21 protein-coding genes are annotated in these 17716 nt (G+C 66.9%); 12 read left to right on the top strand and 9 right to left on the bottom strand.

Annotation, left to right across the window (positions count from 1 at the left end):
* The first annotated feature begins 15 nt into the window (after positions 1-15).
* Positions 16-864 (top strand): LytTR family DNA-binding domain-containing protein, encoded by an 849-nt coding sequence (locus tag QFZ83_RS06630; protein WP_307504109.1) that lies wholly within the window; start codon positions 16-18, stop codon positions 862-864.
* An 82-nt stretch (positions 865-946) separates the two neighbouring features.
* Here QFZ83_RS06630 and QFZ83_RS06625 read toward each other — a convergent pair whose 3' ends face one another.
* Complete coding sequence (locus tag QFZ83_RS06625) at positions 947-1300, bottom strand: hypothetical protein (RefSeq protein WP_307504106.1); 354 nt, start codon at positions 1298-1300, stop codon at positions 947-949.
* Between the two features lie 147 nt (positions 1301-1447).
* On the opposite strand from QFZ83_RS06625, the gene QFZ83_RS06620 reads away from it, so the two are divergent.
* The gene (locus QFZ83_RS06620) at positions 1448-3262 is read left to right on the top strand and encodes a glutamine--tRNA ligase/YqeY domain fusion protein (RefSeq protein ID WP_307504103.1); all 1815 of its coding nucleotides are present in this window, start codon (positions 1448-1450) and stop codon (positions 3260-3262) included.
* Between the two features lie 59 nt (positions 3263-3321).
* Here QFZ83_RS06620 and QFZ83_RS06615 read toward each other — a convergent pair whose 3' ends face one another.
* Entirely contained in the window at positions 3322-3624 is a 303-nt protein-coding gene (locus tag QFZ83_RS06615) for a hypothetical protein (RefSeq protein WP_307504100.1), read from the bottom strand.
* Positions 3625-3767: 143 nt separating this feature from the next.
* On the opposite strand from QFZ83_RS06615, the gene QFZ83_RS06610 reads away from it, so the two are divergent.
* Genes QFZ83_RS06610 through QFZ83_RS06590 form a run of 5 tightly spaced genes read left to right on the top strand, consistent with a single transcriptional unit; the run spans position 3768 to position 6316 of the window.
* Positions 3768-4316, top strand: coding sequence for a pseudouridine synthase (locus tag QFZ83_RS06610; protein ID WP_307504096.1), 549 nt, complete (start codon positions 3768-3770; stop codon positions 4314-4316).
* 58 nt (positions 4317-4374) lie between these two features.
* A complete protein-coding gene (locus QFZ83_RS06605; RefSeq protein WP_307504093.1) occupies positions 4375-5304 on the top strand; it encodes a M23 family metallopeptidase in 930 nt (309 codons plus the stop codon).
* Positions 5305-5337: 33 nt separating this feature from the next.
* Entirely contained in the window at positions 5338-5628 is a 291-nt protein-coding gene (locus tag QFZ83_RS06600; RefSeq protein ID WP_307504090.1) for a nucleotidyltransferase family protein, read from the top strand.
* Complete coding sequence (locus QFZ83_RS06595; protein WP_307504087.1) at positions 5625-5984, top strand: DUF86 domain-containing protein; 360 nt, start codon at positions 5625-5627, stop codon at positions 5982-5984. The genes QFZ83_RS06600 and QFZ83_RS06595 overlap by 4 nt, the downstream gene beginning before the upstream one ends.
* A gap of 8 nt (positions 5985-5992) precedes the next feature.
* Complete coding sequence (locus QFZ83_RS06590) at positions 5993-6316, top strand: hypothetical protein (RefSeq protein ID WP_307504085.1); 324 nt, start codon at positions 5993-5995, stop codon at positions 6314-6316.
* Here QFZ83_RS06590 and QFZ83_RS06585 read toward each other — a convergent pair.
* The 5 genes from QFZ83_RS06585 to QFZ83_RS06565 all read right to left on the bottom strand — a co-directional run bounded on the left by QFZ83_RS06585 (position 6306) and on the right by QFZ83_RS06565 (position 11196).
* Positions 6306-6719, bottom strand: coding sequence for a hypothetical protein (locus QFZ83_RS06585; RefSeq protein WP_307504082.1), 414 nt, complete (start codon positions 6717-6719; stop codon positions 6306-6308). The two genes, QFZ83_RS06590 and QFZ83_RS06585, sit on opposite strands and share 11 nt — an antisense overlap.
* Positions 6720-6727: 8 nt before the next feature.
* Positions 6728-7663, bottom strand: coding sequence for a succinylglutamate desuccinylase/aspartoacylase family protein (locus tag QFZ83_RS06580; RefSeq protein ID WP_307504079.1), 936 nt, complete (start codon positions 7661-7663; stop codon positions 6728-6730).
* A 162-nt stretch (positions 7664-7825) separates the two neighbouring features.
* The gene (locus tag QFZ83_RS06575; RefSeq protein WP_307504076.1) at positions 7826-8800 is read right to left on the bottom strand and encodes an MBL fold metallo-hydrolase; all 975 of its coding nucleotides are present in this window, start codon (positions 8798-8800) and stop codon (positions 7826-7828) included.
* A 71-nt stretch (positions 8801-8871) separates the two neighbouring features.
* Entirely contained in the window at positions 8872-10074 is a 1203-nt protein-coding gene (locus QFZ83_RS06570) for an ammonium transporter (protein ID WP_307504071.1), read from the bottom strand.
* 153 nt (positions 10075-10227) lie between these two features.
* The gene (locus QFZ83_RS06565) at positions 10228-11196 is read right to left on the bottom strand and encodes a LytTR family DNA-binding domain-containing protein (protein ID WP_307504069.1); all 969 of its coding nucleotides are present in this window, start codon (positions 11194-11196) and stop codon (positions 10228-10230) included.
* Positions 11197-11351: 155 nt separating this feature from the next.
* On the opposite strand from QFZ83_RS06565, the gene QFZ83_RS06560 reads away from it, so the two are divergent.
* Positions 11352-12581 carry an acyltransferase family protein gene (locus QFZ83_RS06560; protein WP_307504066.1) on the top strand — a complete coding sequence of 410 codons (1230 nt, stop codon included), beginning with the start codon at positions 11352-11354 and terminating at the stop codon, positions 12579-12581.
* Here the strand turns inward: QFZ83_RS06560 and QFZ83_RS06555 are convergent.
* Positions 12505-12945: a PaaI family thioesterase gene (locus QFZ83_RS06555; RefSeq protein ID WP_307504063.1), complete on the bottom strand. Its 441-nt coding sequence runs from the start codon at positions 12943-12945 to the stop codon at positions 12505-12507. The genes QFZ83_RS06560 and QFZ83_RS06555 overlap by 77 nt on opposite strands.
* A gap of 220 nt (positions 12946-13165) precedes the next feature.
* On the opposite strand from QFZ83_RS06555, the gene QFZ83_RS06550 reads away from it, so the two are divergent.
* The gene (locus QFZ83_RS06550) at positions 13166-14803 is read left to right on the top strand and encodes a DUF4139 domain-containing protein (protein ID WP_307504060.1); all 1638 of its coding nucleotides are present in this window, start codon (positions 13166-13168) and stop codon (positions 14801-14803) included.
* Between the two features lie 102 nt (positions 14804-14905).
* Here QFZ83_RS06550 and ylqF read toward each other — a convergent pair whose 3' ends face one another.
* Positions 14906-15868: a ribosome biogenesis GTPase YlqF gene (gene ylqF / locus QFZ83_RS06545; protein WP_307504057.1), complete on the bottom strand. Its 963-nt coding sequence runs from the start codon at positions 15866-15868 to the stop codon at positions 14906-14908.
* A 172-nt stretch (positions 15869-16040) separates the two neighbouring features.
* On the opposite strand from ylqF, the gene QFZ83_RS06540 reads away from it, so the two are divergent.
* From QFZ83_RS06540 to QFZ83_RS06530, 3 genes are all read left to right on the top strand, one after another.
* Positions 16041-16640, top strand: coding sequence for a cell envelope protein SmpA (locus QFZ83_RS06540; protein WP_307504054.1), 600 nt, complete (start codon positions 16041-16043; stop codon positions 16638-16640).
* 146 nt (positions 16641-16786) lie between these two features.
* Positions 16787-17215 (top strand): CBS domain-containing protein, encoded by a 429-nt coding sequence (locus QFZ83_RS06535; protein WP_306883191.1) that lies wholly within the window; start codon positions 16787-16789, stop codon positions 17213-17215.
* Positions 17216-17350: 135 nt separating this feature from the next.
* Positions 17351-17710, top strand: coding sequence for an HPF/RaiA family ribosome-associated protein (locus QFZ83_RS06530; RefSeq protein ID WP_013542568.1), 360 nt, complete (start codon positions 17351-17353; stop codon positions 17708-17710).
* Positions 17711-17716: the final 6 nt, after the last annotated feature.

Genomic DNA, 17716 nt, shown 5'->3' with positions numbered 1-17716 from the left:
GCGACGACAACCACGATGAACCCCACCGCACTGATCGCCGAAGACGAACCCCTTCTGGCCCAAGCCCTCAAGGCCGAACTGGCCGCCGCGTGGCCCGAACTGCAGATCGTCGCCACCGCCGGCGACGGCCGCAGCGCGGTGCGCGAGGCGCTGCGCCTCTTGCCGCAGGTGCTGTTCTTCGACATCCGCATGCCAGGCCTCGACGGCCTGGGCGCCGCCGCCGAGCTGGCCGACAGCTGGCCCACCGACGAGGCGCCGATGCCGCAGCTGGTGTTCGTCACCGCCTACGACGAATACGCCGCGCGCGCCTTCGAGGCAGAGGCCATCGACTACGTGCTCAAGCCCGTGCAGCCCGCGCGATTGCAGAAGACCGTGGCGCGGCTGCAGCAGGCGCTGGCGGCGCAGCAGCCTTCTTCATCGGCCTCCCCTGCTGTGGCCAGTGACGAAGCGCTCGAACGAACCCTTGCGCAATGGCGCCAGGTGCTCACCGCAGCCGGCACCGGCGCGGCCCTGCCGGCAGCGGCAGCCTCGGCACCGCTGCGGATGATTGCCGCCAGCGATGCCGGCGGCAGCACGGTGCGCATGGTGCCCATCGATGAAGTGCTGTATTTCGAGGCGGCCGACAAGTACCTGCGGGTGCTCACTGCCACGCACGAGTACCTGATCCGCACGCCGCTCAAGCAACTACTGACCCAGCTTGACGCCGACACCTTCTGGCAGGTGCACCGCGCAGTGGTGGTGCGCAGCGCGGCCATCGAATCGGTGCACCGCGACGAAGCCGGCAAGCTGCACCTCATGCTGCGCGGGCGGGCCGAGAAGATTCCGGTCAGCCGGCTCTACGCCCATCTGTTTCGCGCGATGTGAAATTGCACGGCAAGCGCCCAGCAAAAAGCCGGCCCCTTTCGGAAGCCGGCTTTTTTCATTCAGTCACGAATGCTGTGGCTGTTTAGCGCCAGTGGCCATGACGGTGACCGTGGCCACGGTAGTACCCACCGCCGTAGTAGCGGGGACCGTAATAAGCCGGCGGCGCGTAATACACCGGGGCCGGGCGGTAGTACACCGGCGGCGGCGGACGGTAGTAGACCGGGGGCGGTGCGTAATAAACCGGGGCCGGCGGTGCATAGACGGGAGCCGGGTAGTAGGCGGGACCGCCCACGCCGACCGCCACGCCGGGGACGCCGACACCGATCGACCAGCTCACATCGCTGCGAGCGCTGGCCGAGGTGGCTGCGAACAATGCACCGGCTGCCACGACGCCCGCGGCAGCCCATTTGAAGAAGGTGGAACGTGTGAGGCTCATGATGTTGACTCCTTGTTTCGGGGGCACTGTCCGGGTCTGGACCGCCCATGTGTGTATTGAACGCGGCAATTGCAAACGGGGTGCACCGGCCATTGTGAAGAACGTTGCCAAAGGTAACCCGCAGGGGGTCCCCTCTAGAATGAAGCAATGACCTCCCCGACCGACAAAAGCGGTGCCAAAACGGCCGCCGCACCGAGCAATTTCCTGCGCCACGTGATCGAGAACGACCTCGCACAGGGTGCCTATTCCGGCCGCAAATGGGGCGGCTCCCCGGGCAACGCCGCTCACCACGCAGAGGGCATGACCGACCCCGCCAAGGTCCGCCTTCGCTTTCCGCCCGAACCCAACGGCTACCTGCACATCGGCCATGCCAAGAGCATCTGGCTCAACTTCGAGCTGGCCCGCGAATACGGCGGCGTGAGCCACCTGCGCTTCGACGACACCAACCCTGAAAAAGAAGAACAGGAATACGTCGACTCCATCCGCGACGCCGTGAAGTGGCTCGGCTACGAGACCTACTTGGCCGACCGCCCCAGCGCCCCCGGCACCCTGCAGCCGCACGAGTACTTCGCGAGCAACTACTTCGACTTCATGTACGAAGCCGCCGAGTACCTCATCGGCGCCGGCCTCGCCTACGTGGACGAGCAGACCGCCGACGAAGTGCGTGCGAACCGCGGCGACTTCAACACGCCCGGCACCGACAGCCCCTTCCGCACCCGCACGCCCGAAGAGAACCTCGCGCGGTTTCGCGCCATGCGCGACGGCCAGGTCGCCGACGGTGCCGCCATCCTGCGCGCCAAGATCGACATGGCCAGCACCAACATCAACATGCGCGACCCCGCGCTGTACCGCGTGCGCCGTGCCCACCACCACAACACCGGCGACAAGTGGTGCATCTACCCGATGTACACCTACGCGCACCCCATCGAAGACGCGCTGGAGCAGATCACCCATTCGATCTGCACCCTCGAATTCGAAGACCAACGCCCCTTCTACGACTGGCTGCTCGACCGCCTCGCCGAAGGCGGCCTCATCGCCAGCCCGCATCCGCGCCAATATGAATTCGCGCGCCTGAACGTCACCCATGTGATGACCAGCAAGCGCAAGCTGCGCCAGTTGGTCGAGGAAGGCCACGTCGACGGCTGGGACGACCCCCGCATGCCCACCATCGCGGGCCTGCGCCGCCGCGGCTACACGCCCGAGGCGCTGCGCCTGTTCTGCGAGCGCAGCGGCACCACCAAGTCGGGCGGCTGGATCGACTACGCCAGCCTCGAAGCGGCGCTGCGCGACAGCCTCGACCCCATCGCCCCGCGCGCCATGGCCGTGCTCGACCCGGTCAAGCTGGTGATCACGAACTGGGGCGAGCTCATGGGCGGCGACGATGTGCTGGACGACTGCTCTGCCCCCGTGCACCCGCACCACCCCGAGATGGGCAAACGCGAGTTCAAGCTCGGCCGCGAGGTGTGGATCGAAAGCACCGACTACGAGGACGTGCAGCCCAAGGGCTTCTTCCGCCTCTTCCCAGGCAACAAGGTGCGGCTGAAGTACGGCCACGTCATCGAATGCACCGGCGCCACGCGCGATGCCGACGGCAAGCTTGTCGAAGTGCAGGCCACGCTGGTGCCGGACACCAAGAGCGGCACGCCCGGCGCGGACGCGATCAAGGTGAAGGGGAACATCACCTGGGTGGCTGCGGCGGATGCGGTGCAGGCCGAGGTGCGGCTGTACGAGCGGCTGTTTGCGGCGGCGAATCCGGGGAGCGGGGAGCTGCTGGATGAGTTGAACAAGCAGAGCCTGGAGATTTGCTCGGCGTTCGTGGAGCCTTCATTGGCGATGGCTGAGGCTGGCGTGGGGATTCAGTTCGAGCGGCATGGGTACTTCGTGGTGGATACGAAGACGGATGCGCCCGGCAAGCGGGTGTTCAATCGGGCTGCGGGGATGCGGGATAGCTGGGGTAAGTAACCCGCCCCTCCTCCGCACAAAAGCCGGGGCCGTAAATGGCCCCGGCTTTTTCATTTCATCTATTCGGGCCGCTTGTAGACCACGCCCAGCACCGCGCTGTTTTCATCTGTCGTGCACACGGCCGAGCGGCCTTGCGGGCCGACCTTCAGGTTGATCGTGTAGACGCCGTCGCGCGGCGTCGAGCCGCTGTCCACCGCGATGCTGCCCGGCGGCACCCGCAGTTCGCGCGCGGCGGCAGTCACGCAGTTCTTGACGCTCGCATCGGGCGCGCCGCCGACGCGCAACGAGGTGCTGCTGCATCCCGCCACCGCGACCCCCGCAGCAACCGCCCACGCCAACCTGTTGAAACTTCGCATCGTCATGTCCGACTCCGTTGTTCAGTTGTCTGGGTAGATTGGAAGCCGCGTGAACACGCTCACGTTGCAGGACGGCTGCGCGATCTGATGTGGCCTGCCGCCGCCGTCCGACGCCGACCGGCCGCGGACCCGGGCTATCCTGTGCATTCATGACTGTTCCGAGCTCTTCCCGCCTCATCCGCTTCAACAAGCCCTACGGCGTCCTCAGCCAATTCACCCCCGAGGGCCGCTGGCGTGGGCTGAAAGACTTCATCGACATCCCCGACGTCTACGTCGCCGGCCGCCTCGATGCCGACAGCGAAGGCCTGCTGCTCCTCACCAACGACGGCCAGCTCCAGGCGCGCATCGCCGATCCGCGTTTCAAGATGGAGAAGACCTATTGGGTGCAGGTGGAAGGCGTGCCGACCGAAGAGGCGCTCGCCGCGCTGCGCCAGGGCGTGCAACTCAACGACGGTCTCACGCGCCCCGCCCGCGCGCGCCTGCTCGATCCGCCGCCCGATGTGTGGCCGCGGCAACCGCCGATTCGCGAACGCAAGAGCATTCCGACCGCTTGGCTGGAGCTGGCGATCAGCGAAGGCCGTAACCGGCAGGTGCGGCGCATGACCGCCGCTGTCGGGCTGCCCACGCTTCGCCTGATCCGGGCCGCCATCGGGCCGCACACGCTTGATGGATTGGCGCCCGGCACCTGGCGCGAGTAACAACGAACGCGGCCGCGCGACGTCACAGACAAAACCTCTTTCATTCAATCCTCCCTTCATGCACGACAACATCCGAACCACCTCGCCCGACCTCCTCACGCCCGCTCTGATGAATCGCCGCAGCGCATTGCTCGGCACGCTGGGCTTGCTCGCGCTGCCCGCAACGCAGGCCGCCGCTGCTGCGCCCGCGAAGTCGAAGCAGGCGCAAACGCAGAAACACCCCGACGTCTGGCCGCACGCATCCCAGGTGCCGGGCGGCGTGGCGCGCCTGTCGCTCGGCCCGAGCGCCAAGCGCCCGGCGGCCTTTGCAGGCGACGTGCCCTTGCTCGTTGTGGGTGACGCCATCGAATGGACGGCGCTGGTCGGCATCCCGCTCGCAGCCACGCCCGGCGACGCGAGCATCACGGTGCGCGCCGAGAACGGCAGCAGCGAAAGGCAGGTCGCCTACACGGTCACCGACAAGCAATACCGCGAGCAGCGCCTGACCGTGGCGCCGCGCACGGTCGACCTCTCGCCCGAGGACGAAGCGCGCTACGTGCGCGAACGCGATCACCTGGCCGGCGTGATGGCCACGCTCACCGACCTGCGGCCCGATGCCGTGCTGCAGATGCGCGTGCCCGTGCCGGGTCGCCGCTCCAGCTCGTTCGGCCTGCGGCGCGTGTTCAATGGGCAGTCGCGCAATCCGCACAGCGGGATGGACATCGCGGCCGGCACGGGCACGCCGGTGCTGGCGCCGCTGCCGGGGCGGGTGATCGATACGGGGGACTATTTCTTCAACGGCGGCACGGTCTGGCTCGACCATGGCGGCGGGCTGCTGACGATGTATTGCCATCTGAGCCGGGTGGATGTGAAGGTGGGGGATGTGATGAAGACGGGGGAGCAGTTGGCGGCGGTGGGTGCGACTGGGCGGGTGACGGGGCCGCATCTGCACTGGTCTGTGATGTTGAATCGGGCGATGGTCGATCCCGCCCTGTTCATCGCGGCTTGAGATCAGGCAAGCCACCGCACTAAACTCCGGCCCATGCGCCCTTCCGAAGCCCTGTCTCAGCACCGCGCCCGCATTCGCGAGATCGCGCTGAGCCATCACGTCAGCAATGTGCGGGTGTTCGGCTCGGTTTCGCGGGGCGAGGACGGCCCCGACAGCGACCTCGATCTGCTGGTCGAGCCCACGACGCAGACCACATTCATGGACATCGGGGCCATCCGGCACGAGTTGAAGAATCTGCTGGGCATGAAAGTTGACGTGCTCACGCCCAACGGCTTGCCGCCCCGCTATCGCGACCAGGTGCTTCGCGAGGCCGTGCCGGTATGAACCGAAGCGATCCGCACCGCGTGGCGGACTATCTCGGCCATATCCTGCAGGCGATCGACAACATTCGCGACTACACGAACGGCGCCGCGCTCGACGCCTATCTCGTCGACAGGAAAACGCAGGATGCCGTGGTGCGGAATCTGGAAGTGATCGGCGAGGCCAGCAACAACATCGTCAAGCACCACGCAGCCTTTGCTAATGCCCATTCGGACGTCCCATGGTGCTTTGCCTACGAAATGCGCAACGCCTTGTCGCATGGTTACTTCACGATCGATCACACGATCGTCTGGCAAACCATCCAGAACGATCTGCCACCACTTCGCGTGCAAATCGTGAAGCTGATGCAGCCGTCTTAGGCCGCGGCATGTCCAGTCTTCCTGTGTTCACCGAAGACTGCCTGGACACATCGTCCGCCCGCGCCAACCGTCGCGAAACCCTCGACATCCTCAACACCCGCCTGCACCCCGCCCTGCAGAAAATCCTCGCCGCCGAAATCGCCTCAGGCAACCGCGTCGTCGATGTCGGCATCGACTGGCCCGATGCAGGCTCCGTACACGTCACCCTGCACAACCACTTCGACAATCGCCACACGAACGCCGAGGCCGTCTTCAGCCTCTGCGACGACCCGCATTACTGGCACGCCGACTACAGCACCACCAGCAAGCCGACGCACCTGCTCATCTGCTGACCCTCTTCTTCGACCCCGGCCACACCGACGTGCTCCAGGCAATGAGCGCCAACAGCGCCACCTGAACCGGCAACCGCACCACCAGCGCCCAATACGGCACGCTCGGAAAAAGCTCCGGCCGCTGCAGCATGTGGAAATGCGCGGGCGTCACGGCGAGCGTCAGCAAGAAGAGCCCGATCCCCGCGGCACGCCGCGTCGGCCGCCACAGCAGCCCGGCCGCACCCAGCAGTTCGAACACGCCGCTCACCAGCACGGCCGCGCGCGGCCAGGGGATGTACGGCGGCACGATGCGCATCTCCGCCTCGGTCGCCACGAAGTGCGCGACACCGCCGAGAGCGAACCACAGGAAGACGAACACCAGGCCCGCCACGCGCCAACGGCTCACGACGGGCGAATCCGTCATGCGCTTCTTCAGATCGGCTTGGTCAGATACACCGCTTCGCGCCCTACGATCACGCGCTGTGCGGGCATGAAGATCGTGCAGTCGTCGCACGGCGCGCGGATTTCGTCCGGGCCGTTGGTGGCGATCAGTTCGTCCTTCGAAAAGGTCTCGAAGCCGATCAGCGGCCGCACGAACGCGAAGTCTTCCGACTTGATGACATGCGTCTGCAGCAGCTGAAAGCGCCGCTGCGGTGCGGGTGCAGGCGTGGCCGGATCCTTGTCGACGAGCCCGAAGTACGCGAGGAAGTCGTAAGTGACCGCGGTCGCCAGCACCGACGCCGAGCGCAGGAAGTGCTGGCCGCACTCGACCACCATCGCCACGCCCTTGCCGTCCGGGCCGCCGTGGCTGCCGTACTGGATCAGCGGCGTGCCGGAGCCCAGGCCATCGGGCATCACGAGGTGCACCGACGGGCGGCCGATGGCCAGCGCCACCTCGGCGTTGCGCTCGAACGCCGGGTAGACCCAGAACGGCACGACGGGTTGGCTGGTCGAATGGATGTCCAGGATGTGATCGGCGGCGTCCACCACCGGCCGCAGCACGCGCGCGCGGCGCAGTTCGGGGCTGTCCTCGCCGCCGTCCAGCCATTCGGGCGACCAGATGCGGTTGAGGTTGTGCACGATCTGGCGGCTGTCGTAGGGGGACTCTTCCTTGAACGACTCGTAGGCGTCGATGTTGGCGAAGGCCACGGTGAGCGTGCCGATCTTGGGGCGCACGCCGTTGTCGAGCAGGTGGGTGGCGGCGGTCATGCCGCAGATTTCGTTGCCGTGCGTGAGCGCATTGATCAGCACGTGCGGGCCGGGCTTGCCGGACTCGAAGCGGTGCACGTAGTCGATGCCGACGTTGCCCTGGCGGTAGGCGGAGAGGTCGCGGGGGAGAACTTCGAGGGCGGGTGGGGATTGGGTCATGGGGCGGTTGTTGGCGTGGAAGCGATGGGGTCGGGGGAGTTTGCTACAGCAGGCAAATCCGTGCTTTCCGACCTCGCGAACCCGTCACCGCCGCTGCGGCGTCCCAAAAATACGCTTCAAAAATGAAGCGTATCCGGCCCGAATACGCTTCAGATCACCGAGTTATCGCACCTGCTGGTAATCCACAGGCACCCACGCATACCCCGAGCCTTCGGCCCGGATGCGCCCCAGCCCCGGGAACGGCAAGTGCGCGCCGGCCACAAGGTAGCGCCCCTTCGCCGCATCGGCATACGCCTTCTTGCGCTCGGCCGCGGCGGGCTTGGAATCAACGTCGAACGAAATCGTCACCTGCGGCTGCACGAACTGCACCGAGGCCACGTGCATCAGGTCGCCCCACAGCACGAGCTTCTGGCCCTTGGACTCGATCACGTAGGTGTTGTGGCCGGGCGTGTGGCCGTGGGCCGCGACAGCCTTGATGCCGGGCACGAGGTCGGCGGCGCCGCCCGTCAGGGGCTTGAACTTGCCGGCTTCGACGTACGGATTCAGCGACGCCTGCGCGCCCTGGAAGAAGCCCTTCATCTCGGGCGTGGCCTTTTCCAGGTTGGCCTTGCTGAGCCAAAAATCGGCGTCTTCCTGGCCGGCGTGGATGGTGGCGTTGGGAAAGGCCAGCTTGCCGTCGACGATGAGGCCGCCGACGTGGTCGCCGTGCATGTGGGTGATGAACACGTCGTCGACCTGCTCGGGCTTGTAGCCGGAGGCCAGCAGGTTGTTGCGCAGGTTGCCCAGCGTGGGGCCGAAGAGCGAACCGGCGCCGGTGTCGATCAGCACGAGCTTGCTGCCGGTGTTGATGAGGTAGCTGTTCACCGAAGTGGGGACCAGTTCCTTCTTGAAGGAGCGGTCGAGCAGCTTGCCGACCTGGGCCTGCGTGGTGTTGGTCAGCAGCTTCTTCACCTCGAGATCGATGGTGCCGTCGAAGAGCGCGGTCACCTCGAAGTCGCCGAGCATCATGCGGTAGAAGCCCGGCGCCTGGGTCTTGATCTGCGGGGCGGCGGCGTGCACCGCCGTGAACGAAAGCATCAGCACGCTGCTCGCCAGTGCGGCGATGCCGCGGCGCAGCCAGTGGGTGGGTTGGGTCATGGGTCTTCCTTCTCCGGCTTGTCTTTAGAGGGGCCGAAGAATAGCCCAACCCTGCCCGCCCTGGGCCTTCCTTACCAGTTGACTTCGCGCTCCGGCGTGGCCGAGATGTGGTGGATCGACAGGTCGGCGCCGTCGTATTCCTCTTCCTGCGAGAGGCGCAGGCCCATCGTGGCCTTGAGCGTGCCGTACACCACCGCGCCGCCGACCAGGGCCCAGACCACGCCGATCAACGTGCCGATCAGCTGCGCCCAAACGTTCACCCCGCCGATGCCGCCCAGCGCCTGCGTGCCGAAGATGCCGGCCGCGATGCCGCCCCAGGTGCCGCACAGGCCGTGCAGCGGCCAGACGCCGAGCACGTCGTCGATCTTCCATTTGTTCTGCGTGAGCGTGAACATGACAACGAAGATGCCGCCCGCCACGCCGCCCACGACCAGCGCGCCGAGCGGATGCATGAGGTCGGAGCCGGCGCACACGGCCACCAGGCCGGCGAGCGGGCCGTTGTAGACGAAGCCGGGGTCGTTCTTGCCCAGGGCCAGCGCCACCAGCGTGCCGCCGACCATCGCCATCAGCGAGTTGACGGCCACGAGGCCCGAGATCTTGTCGATGCTCTGCGCGCTCATCACGTTGAAGCCGAACCAGCCCACGCACAGCACCCACGCACCGAGCGCGAGGAACGGAATGTTCGACGGCGGATGCGCGCTCAGCGAGCCGTCGCCGCGGTAGCGGTTGCGGCGCGCGCCGAGCAGGATGACCGCCGGCAGCGCGAGCCAGCCGCCCACGGCGTGCACCACGATCGAGCCGGCGAAGTCATGGAACTCGTGGCCGGTGACCGCGGCGATCCAGGCCTGGATGCCGAAGGCCTTGTTCCAGGCGATGCCCTCGTAGAGCGGATACACCACGCCGACGATCACCGCGGTGGCGATGAGCTGCGGCCAGAACTTGGCGCGCTCGGCGATGCCGCCCGAAATGATGGCCGGAATGGCAGCAGCAAAGGTCAGCAAAAAGAAGAACTTCACCAGCTCGTAGCCGCTCTTGGCCGCCAGTTCGGTGGCGCCCACGAAGAAGTGGGTGCCGTAGGCCACGCCGTAGCCCACCAGGAAGTACACGATGGTCGAGACCGAGAAGTCGACCAATATCTTCACCAGCGCATTGACCTGGTTCTTCTTGCGCACGGTGCCCAGTTCCAGAAAGGCGAAACCGGCATGCATGGCCAACACCATGATGGCGCCGAGAAGGATGAACAGCGCATCTGCGCCCTGTTTGAGTGCGTCCATGGGAGCTTCTTGCAGTTTTTGGTTTGAATTGGTGCATCGCACCCGGATTGCCCAGAGCGACGGTGCAAGGAAGCAAAAATGGTGCCTGAAGGCTCTTTGATGGTGCGAAACGGGCCATAACGGCGCGCTCGCGCACCGGAACAGGCTGCTTTTTCAGCCCGTCGAGCCTGCGCCGGCCCGGAGCGCATCGCGATAGCGGCGGCTGCAGGGCACGGTCGTGCCGTCGTGCATGTGCAGGCGGGCATCGCCGCCGTCCAGCGGCTCGATTTCCTTGATGCGCGCGAGGTTCACCGCATGGCTTCGGTGCACGCGGACGAACCTGGCCGGGTCGAGCTGGGTCAGGAAATCGGTGAGCGTGGCGCGCAGCAGATAGTCGTGGCCGTTGACGTGCAGGCCGACGTAGTTGCCCTCGGCCTGGAGCCAGTCGATGTCGGTGGCGGCGATCAGGAATTCGCGGCGCAGCTTGCGTACGAGGAAGCGTTCGGGGCGGGGCGGCGGCGGTGGCGGGGGCGGCGGAGTTTCTTCCGGCGCTGGCGGCACGTCGCCGGCCGGGGCTGATGGCAGCGGCGGCGCGGCTTCAGGCTGCGGATCGGACACCCCCGCCTCCGGCGCATCGAGCACCCTCGCCTCGCCCTGCAACCGCAGCATGAACAACCGGTACGCCCAGATCCCGAAGACGATCGAGACGTAGACCCGCACGTCCTTCAGGTACTCGTAGCCCCACTGGCCGGTCCAGCCGCCGAAGTCGTAGCGACCGCCCATCAGCGCATAGATCAGCGAGCGCACCGCGAACATCCCCGCCACGTGCACCACGCTGATGGCCACGCTTGCAACGATGTGCCCGGCCACGAAACGCACCCAACGCCCGGGCATCAGCGGCGCCTGCCGGCGCTCGACGGCGACGAACACCGGAATCAGCATCAGCAGCACCAGGTGGCTCGACCCTTCCCAGGTGACGATTTCCCAGGTCGCGCGCGGCACGGCGCGGTTGCGGGCATCGACCACCGCGACCATGGTGCTGAAGACGCCCTGCAGCGCCATCAGCACGATCCAGAAACCCGCTTCCACGTAGCGGCGGATCGGCTCGTAGCGCTCGTACAGGTTGCGGCGGGACGCTTTCATGCCCGGGATTCTCGCCATCTGCGCGATGGCGGGGCGAATTTCGTCCCACCGAGGCCACCGCTCGTCACAAAGGCCGGGCCATCCGTCCCGCGGGCGCGCCGCTAGGCGGTGCCGGGCCACACGATGGCCGCTCTTTCTGTTTCGAGGACCCTGAAATGAGCCTTCCGACTCCCCTGCCCGGCACGGACCGGCGCCACGACATCGACGCCCTGCGCGCCCTGGCCTTCCTGTTCGTGATCCTCTATCACGTGGCCATGTACTACGTGGCCGACTGGCCCTGGCACCTCAAAAGCCCGCACGCGGCCGAATGGCTGCAGTGGCCGATGCGGGTGCTGAACCTTTGGCGCATGGACCTGGTGTTTTTGATCTCCGGCGTGTCGCTGGGCTTCCTCGCACGCCACCAGGGCACCGCGGCGCTGCTGCGCAGCCGGGGCGCCCGGCTGATGTTGCCGCTGGTCTTCGGAATGATGGTGATCGTGCCCTACCAGGCCTACGCGCAGGGCGTGGCCAACGGGCTGGTCGCGCCGGGTTTCGGCGCCTTTTTGCTGCGTTACCTGTCGATGGCCGAGCCGTGGCCGAAGCGGGCGTTCGACGGTGCGGAGTTCGGCATGACCTGGAACCATCTCTGGTACCTGCCCTACCTGTTTGCGTACACCGCGCTGGTCGCACTGACGCTGCCGCTGTGGCAATCGCCGGCCGGCCAGTGGGTGCGCCGCCGGTTCAACGCGCTGCGCGGCTGGAAGTTGCTGCTGCTGCCGGTGCTCCCGCTGCTGGCGTGGACGGTGCTGCTGGCCCCGCACTTCCCGCCCACGCACAACCTGGTGCGCGACTTCTACCTGCACGCCATCTATCTCACCGTGTTCCTCTACGGCTACTGGATGGGCGTGGACACGGGCATCTGGAAGGAACTGGAGCGGCTGCGGCGGGTGTCGCTGGTGCTGGCGGTCGTGGCGATCGGCACCTTCATCGCGCTGCGGGTCGGCGCGGGAAAGTCCGCTCCTGGCCTGCTCATGGACCTGCTTCGCACGCTCTATATGTGGCTGGCCATCGCGACCATCCTGGGCCACGGCCACCGCCACCTGAACCGCCCGTGGCCCTGGCTGCGCTGGGCCAACGAGTCGGTCTACCCGTGGTACGTGCTGCACCAGACGCTGATCATCGTCGGCGTGACTGTGCTGGCGCCGCTCGCGCTCGGCCCGGTGCTGGAGCCCGCGCTGCTGGTGGCGCTGACCATCCTCTGCTGCTGGCTGCTGACCGACGGGCTGATCCGCCGCATCAACTGGCTGCGGCCGTTGTTCGGGCTGAAGCTCAGGCGGCGGGCTTCGGCTGAAGCTCTTCCGGCGCAATCGGAACGAGGATGGCGTTCCCCGTCGCCACGAGCTTGAGTTCGTCCTCGCCTTTTCCCTCGACTTGCGCATAGAGCTCGGCCACGACAAACACTTGCTTGCGTCCCGCCTTCACCACCCGGCCACGCGCGACGAAGGCGCGCCCGATGGCGGGCGAGATGCAGTTGACGGAAAAGTGCGAGGCCAGCACGCGCCCTGCCTTCGTGGAGGCCGCGTAGCCGCTCACGGTGTCCAGCAGCGCGGCGATCATGCCGGCGTGCAGGAAGCCGGCGTACTGGCCCATGTCTTCCTCGCGCCAGTTCATGCGCAGTTCGGCTTCGCCGTCGGCGGCATGGTGGACTTCGAAGCCGGCCCAGCGGTTGAACGAAGCGGTGCGGTTGATGGCCTGGATGGTGTCGAGCATGGCGGTTCTCCTTGGAGTGGAATGGGTTGGCGGTGTGGACGAATCCACTCTACGAACCGCGCCCGCCGCGCGTCGTCGCACGCGTGACCGGAAGCGCCGTTGCGGTTGCATTGGCGACAGCCGCCATCGGCATGAAATATTTCTCGCGGCGCCTTAACCCCGTTGAACGAGCCCGGCCGTATGAGTGGAGGTCAACCCACTCACTCTCGAAGGCTCCTCCATGAAAGCACCGTCCTCCGCCCTCCTGCTCCGCGCCACCGTCGTCGCCGCCACTTGGTTGGTCTTGAGCGCCAGCGCCCAGGTGCCGGCCCCCTTGCAAGCGCAGGCGGCCGACTCGCGCATCACCCAGGTCAAGGTCTACCCCGGCAGCGCCACAGTGGAGCGCGTGGCGCGCGTGGCGGCCGGCAGCCGCTCGGTCACCTTCGCGTGCCTGCCGGCTGGGCTGGACGTTCAGAGCCTGCAGGTGTCGGCCGATGCGTCGGTGCGCGTGGGCGAGACCTCGGTGCTCAACGAGCAGCGCGAGCTTTCGGCGCGCTGCGCCACCAGCGCGCTCGACGGCCGCATCCGCGAACTCGAAGACCAGAAGGCCGCGCTGCAGGCCGAGAGCGATGCGCTGGGCATGGTCACGGGCTACCTCAAGGGCCTCTCGGGCGGAGATTCATCACAAGGCGCCCGCGCGCCGATGGACGCGCGCAACCTCGCCGCGATGACCGACGCGATGCGCCGCACCGGGCAGGACTCGCTGCTGAAGCAGCACCAGCTCGCGCGCAAGCAGAGCGACATCGACCGCCAGCTCAACCCGCTGATCGCCGAGCGCAAGCGCTCGCAGGGCAACGGCGCGCAGGTGGTGGCCGTGACCGTCACGTTGGCCGCCAGCGCCGATGCCGAGGTGAAGCTCAGCTACCAGGTCAATGGCCCCGGCTGGACGCCCACCTACCGCGCGCTGCTCGACACCACCACGCGCAAGGTGCGCATCGAGCGCCAGGCGCTGGTGGCGCAGGCGACGGGCGAAGACTGGCACGGCGTGAAGCTGGTGCTCTCCACCGGCCAGCCGCGCCGCGAAACCACCGGCCGCACGCCGGGCGCATGGCGCATCGGCATCGAGCCGCCGCCGCAGCGCCCAAAGACCGACATGGCCTACATGGCGGCACCGGCGCCAGCCATTGCGGGCGCACCGCCGTCGCTCAGGGAATCGGCCATGGAACGCCGCGCGCCGCTGTTCGATGTGAGCGTGTTCGACAACAGCTTTGCTACCGAATTCTCGGTACCCCAAAGCATCGACGTGCCCTCGAACGGCCAGCGCGTGACGATGGCGCTCGGCCAGTACGAGGACACGGCCAAGCTCGCCTCGCGCACCAGTCCGCGCGTGGATGCGAGCGCCTTCCTGGTCGCCGACCTCGCACAGCCCACCGGCGTGTGGCCGGCCGGCCCGATGCAGCTTTATCGCGACGGCAACTTCGTCGGCAACGGCCAGTGGACGGCGCCCAGCGATGCGCGCCTGACGCTCTCCTTCGGCCGCGACGAGCTGGTGCGCGTGCAGGCCGAACCGGAGAAGGACAACCAGGGCACGGGCGGCTTCGCCGGCACGCGCGCCGAGCGCAAGGTGCAGCGCGCCTACGTGGTCGAGAACCGCCACCGCACGCCGATCGCAGTGCAGGTGCTCGAAGCGGCGCCGGTCTCGGTCGACGAGCAGGTGCGCATCGCTTCGCAGTTCTCGCCGCAGCCGGGCGAGCTGGCGTGGAACAAGCAGCCGGGCCTCGCGATGTGGAGCTTCGACCTCGACGCAGGCAAGACCGCGCGCGTGGCGGCCGACTACACGATCAGCTATCCGAAGGATGCGCGGCTGCAGATGCGATAAGGGCGCCACCGCGCGGCGGGCGCGTCGGGCACGGAGCGGGGAGAGCCGCGTGAGAACGGCTGTGCCTGCGCGCCACCAGCGGACAGCGCGGCGGCCTTCGTTTCACATGTTCTGGTCGGGAGCAGCTTCGGGCTTGGCCTTGCCCTTCTTCCCGCGCGCCGCCTTCTTCGCCGCACGCTCGGCATCGATGCGCTGTCCCTCGGCCAGCCACGCGGCAAATTCCTCGGGCGTCTCGAGCGTGATGCGCCCGAGATTGCCTGCACGGAATTCGTGCATCACGATTTCCGCCGCCTTCTGCAGGTTGACCCGGCCCTTGCCCAGCAGCGCGCCGCGCTTTCGGCCGATGGTGTCGAGTACGTCCTCGTCCTTCATGCCGGCGATGGTCGCGGCGTCGAGCTCGATCAGCTTGAAGCGCGCCGCGATGCCGCCGGCGTAATGCGTCTTCAGGTAGTTGAGCAGTTCCAGCGCCACTTCCTCCTCGTCGAAGGCATTGCGCCCCACCGCACCGCTGGCCGCGAGGTTGTAGCCGCTCTTGGGCACCACGATGCGCGGCCACAGCATGCCGGGCGTGTCCCACAGGTAGAAGTCGTCGGCCAGCGTGATGCGCTGCTCCAGCTTGGTGATGCCGGCCTCGTCGCCGGTCTTGGCCTTGCGCCCGCCCGTCAGCGTGTTGATGAGCGTCGACTTGCCCACGTTCGGAATGCCGCAGATCAGCACCCGCATCGGCTTGGCCATGCCGCCGCGGTTGGGCGAGAGGTCGTGGCAGGCCTTGACGATCTGCTGCGCTGGCGTGGTGAGGCTGGCGTCCAGCGGAATGGCGCGCGTGTCGGGCAGCGCGTTGTAGTGCGCGAGCCAGAGCGCGGTGCGCGCGGGGTCGGCCAGGTCCTGCTTGTTGAGCACCTTGAGCGTCGGCCGGCCGGCCGTGAGCTCGGCCAGCATCGGGTTGGCACTGGAGCCGGGCAGGCGCGCGTCGAGCAATTCGATGACCACGTCGATGTCCTTCACCCGCTCGGTGATGGCCTTCTGGGTCGTGTACATGTGCCCGGGGAACCACTGGATCGCCATCGATGGATGCTCTTTCTGTCGCGCTGACTTGGAAGGGACGGCTCGGAGGCCGGGTGCGCATTGTGAACCGGGAACCTGAACAGCGACCCGATGCTATCTTTTCAATAGCTGCAACCCTAGAATCCGCGGCGCTGCGTCCTGCAGCATTCCAACAAAACTCCGAGGGAAATCCATGCTCAAGCGCCTTGCCGCTGCCGCCTTGCTGGCAGCCACCGTCGTGCCCGTGTCCGTCGTTCATGCCCAGCGCCCTTCCCCGCCGCCCGGCCCGCTGACCAGCGGCTTCCTGTGCTGCAACATGCGCACCTACGGCGACTCGATCAGCGACATCAACTACGACGAGCAGGGCACGAGCATCGTCGCCGTGGGCACGCCGGCGCGCATCACGGGCTACGACTTCCGCTTTTTCAACCTCGACCTCGCGGGCAAGCCGCAGCGCATCAAGAACGACTACAGCCGCAACATCACGCTGATCGACTTCGCCAAGCGCTATGTGGTCACCGAAGACCCGAAGCAGAAGATGGCGGCCTTCCCGCCCGCGGTGAGCACCGCCATCCGCGCCGGCAAGGTGATGCCCGGCATGACGCGCGAGCAGGTGCTCATGGCCATCGGTTATCCCGTGGCCGGCGAGAACCCCAGCCTCGAGGCGGTGACCTGGCGCTACTGGCGCGACAGCTGGTCGGAGTACCAGGTCAACTTCGACGACAAGGGCCTCGTGAAGACGGTGGTGGGCGATCCGGTGGCGCTCAGCCGCGTGCTGGCCGCGACACCTTAAGTTCTCGCCGGCTTCTGGCGCGTGGCACACACGCGCAATCCCCTAGAGGGTTTTGCATCGCGAGGGGCTTGTCCGCCCCTATGATTTGACCGAGTGCGGCGCCTGCGGCGTCGGTCGAATCGAAACTTTCTGATGGAGTGACCGCGATGAAACCCGTCTCCGAACTGCTCAAGCGCCATGACTCCGCCGCCTGGCGCACCTCGCCCGACACCAGCGTGTTCGATGCGCTGGCCACGCTGGCCCGCTTCGAGGTCGGCGCGCTCATGGTGATGGACGGCGAGAAGCTCGTGGGCTTTCTCTCCGAACGCGACTACACCCGCAAGGTCGCGCTGCAGGGCAAGAACTCCAAGGAGATGAAGGTCTCGGAGATCATGACGCCCGACGTGATGACCGTCACCCCGCAAACCCGCACCCGCGCCTGCATGGCGCTGATGAGCCAGCGCAAGTTCCGCCACCTGCCGGTGGTCGACGGCGACAAGGTGGTGGGCATGATCTCCATCCAGGACCTGATGGACGACATCATCAGCGAGCACGAGCAGACGATCGACCAGCTCACCAGCTACATCCAGAGCTAAGAGGCTGAGCAAAACCGCCCGCATCGCGACATTGCGGACCCTGCCCGGCGCGTGGGTAGGGAATAGACCTACGCACGGCATGGTGCCCAAGGGCGCACAGTGGACCTTCGTTCATCCATCCAGCAGGGACATTGCATGCAGATTCAGGTCAACACGAGCAACGGTATTGAAAACAAGGACACGCTGGAACGCTGGGCCGACACCGAGATCAAGCAGCAGCTGAGCCGTTTCGTCGAAGACGTGACGCGCGTCGAGGTGCATCTGAGCGACGAAAACCACGACAAGGCCGGCGGCGGCGACAAGCGCTGCGTGATGGAAGCGCGCCTGGCCCACCACAAACCGCTGGCCGTGACACAGCACGCCAACACGCTCGACGAGGCCTTCCGCGGCGCGGCCGACAAGCTCAAGCGGCTGCTCGACAGCACGCTGGGGCGCCTGAACAACCACCGCGACCGCGATTCGATCCGCAAGGACAGCGGCTTCGTCGCCGAATAGCGGCGC

Origin of the sequence: Variovorax sp. W1I1 (assembly GCF_030815625.1) — a bacterium.
Classification (GTDB): Bacteria; Pseudomonadota; Gammaproteobacteria; order Burkholderiales; family Burkholderiaceae_C; genus Variovorax; species Variovorax paradoxus_C.
Note: the sequence above shows the minus strand (reverse complement) of the source record. Positions and strands in the feature narration are given on the sequence as shown.

Coding starts and splice junctions, on each gene's coding strand:
- QFZ83_RS06630 (WP_307504109.1), top strand. CDS start 16: ATGAACCCCACCGCACTGATCGCCGAAGACGAACCCCTTCTGGCCCAA.
- QFZ83_RS06625 (WP_307504106.1), bottom strand. CDS start 1,300: ATGAGCCTCACACGTTCCACCTTCTTCAAATGGGCTGCCGCGGGCGTC.
- QFZ83_RS06620 (WP_307504103.1), top strand. CDS start 1,448: ATGACCTCCCCGACCGACAAAAGCGGTGCCAAAACGGCCGCCGCACCG.
- QFZ83_RS06615 (WP_307504100.1), bottom strand. CDS start 3,624: ATGACGATGCGAAGTTTCAACAGGTTGGCGTGGGCGGTTGCTGCGGGG.
- QFZ83_RS06610 (WP_307504096.1), top strand. CDS start 3,768: ATGACTGTTCCGAGCTCTTCCCGCCTCATCCGCTTCAACAAGCCCTAC.
- QFZ83_RS06605 (WP_307504093.1), top strand. CDS start 4,375: ATGCACGACAACATCCGAACCACCTCGCCCGACCTCCTCACGCCCGCT.
- QFZ83_RS06600 (WP_307504090.1), top strand. CDS start 5,338: ATGCGCCCTTCCGAAGCCCTGTCTCAGCACCGCGCCCGCATTCGCGAG.
- QFZ83_RS06595 (WP_307504087.1), top strand. CDS start 5,625: ATGAACCGAAGCGATCCGCACCGCGTGGCGGACTATCTCGGCCATATC.
- QFZ83_RS06590 (WP_307504085.1), top strand. CDS start 5,993: ATGTCCAGTCTTCCTGTGTTCACCGAAGACTGCCTGGACACATCGTCC.
- QFZ83_RS06585 (WP_307504082.1), bottom strand. CDS start 6,719: ATGACGGATTCGCCCGTCGTGAGCCGTTGGCGCGTGGCGGGCCTGGTG.
- QFZ83_RS06580 (WP_307504079.1), bottom strand. CDS start 7,663: ATGACCCAATCCCCACCCGCCCTCGAAGTTCTCCCCCGCGACCTCTCC.
- QFZ83_RS06575 (WP_307504076.1), bottom strand. CDS start 8,800: ATGACCCAACCCACCCACTGGCTGCGCCGCGGCATCGCCGCACTGGCG.
- QFZ83_RS06570 (WP_307504071.1), bottom strand. CDS start 10,074: ATGGACGCACTCAAACAGGGCGCAGATGCGCTGTTCATCCTTCTCGGC.
- QFZ83_RS06565 (WP_307504069.1), bottom strand. CDS start 11,196: ATGAAAGCGTCCCGCCGCAACCTGTACGAGCGCTACGAGCCGATCCGC.
- QFZ83_RS06560 (WP_307504066.1), top strand. CDS start 11,352: ATGAGCCTTCCGACTCCCCTGCCCGGCACGGACCGGCGCCACGACATC.
- QFZ83_RS06555 (WP_307504063.1), bottom strand. CDS start 12,945: ATGCTCGACACCATCCAGGCCATCAACCGCACCGCTTCGTTCAACCGC.
- QFZ83_RS06550 (WP_307504060.1), top strand. CDS start 13,166: ATGAAAGCACCGTCCTCCGCCCTCCTGCTCCGCGCCACCGTCGTCGCC.
- ylqF (WP_307504057.1), bottom strand. CDS start 15,868: ATGGCGATCCAGTGGTTCCCCGGGCACATGTACACGACCCAGAAGGCC.
- QFZ83_RS06540 (WP_307504054.1), top strand. CDS start 16,041: ATGCTCAAGCGCCTTGCCGCTGCCGCCTTGCTGGCAGCCACCGTCGTG.
- QFZ83_RS06535 (WP_306883191.1), top strand. CDS start 16,787: ATGAAACCCGTCTCCGAACTGCTCAAGCGCCATGACTCCGCCGCCTGG.
- QFZ83_RS06530 (WP_013542568.1), top strand. CDS start 17,351: ATGCAGATTCAGGTCAACACGAGCAACGGTATTGAAAACAAGGACACG.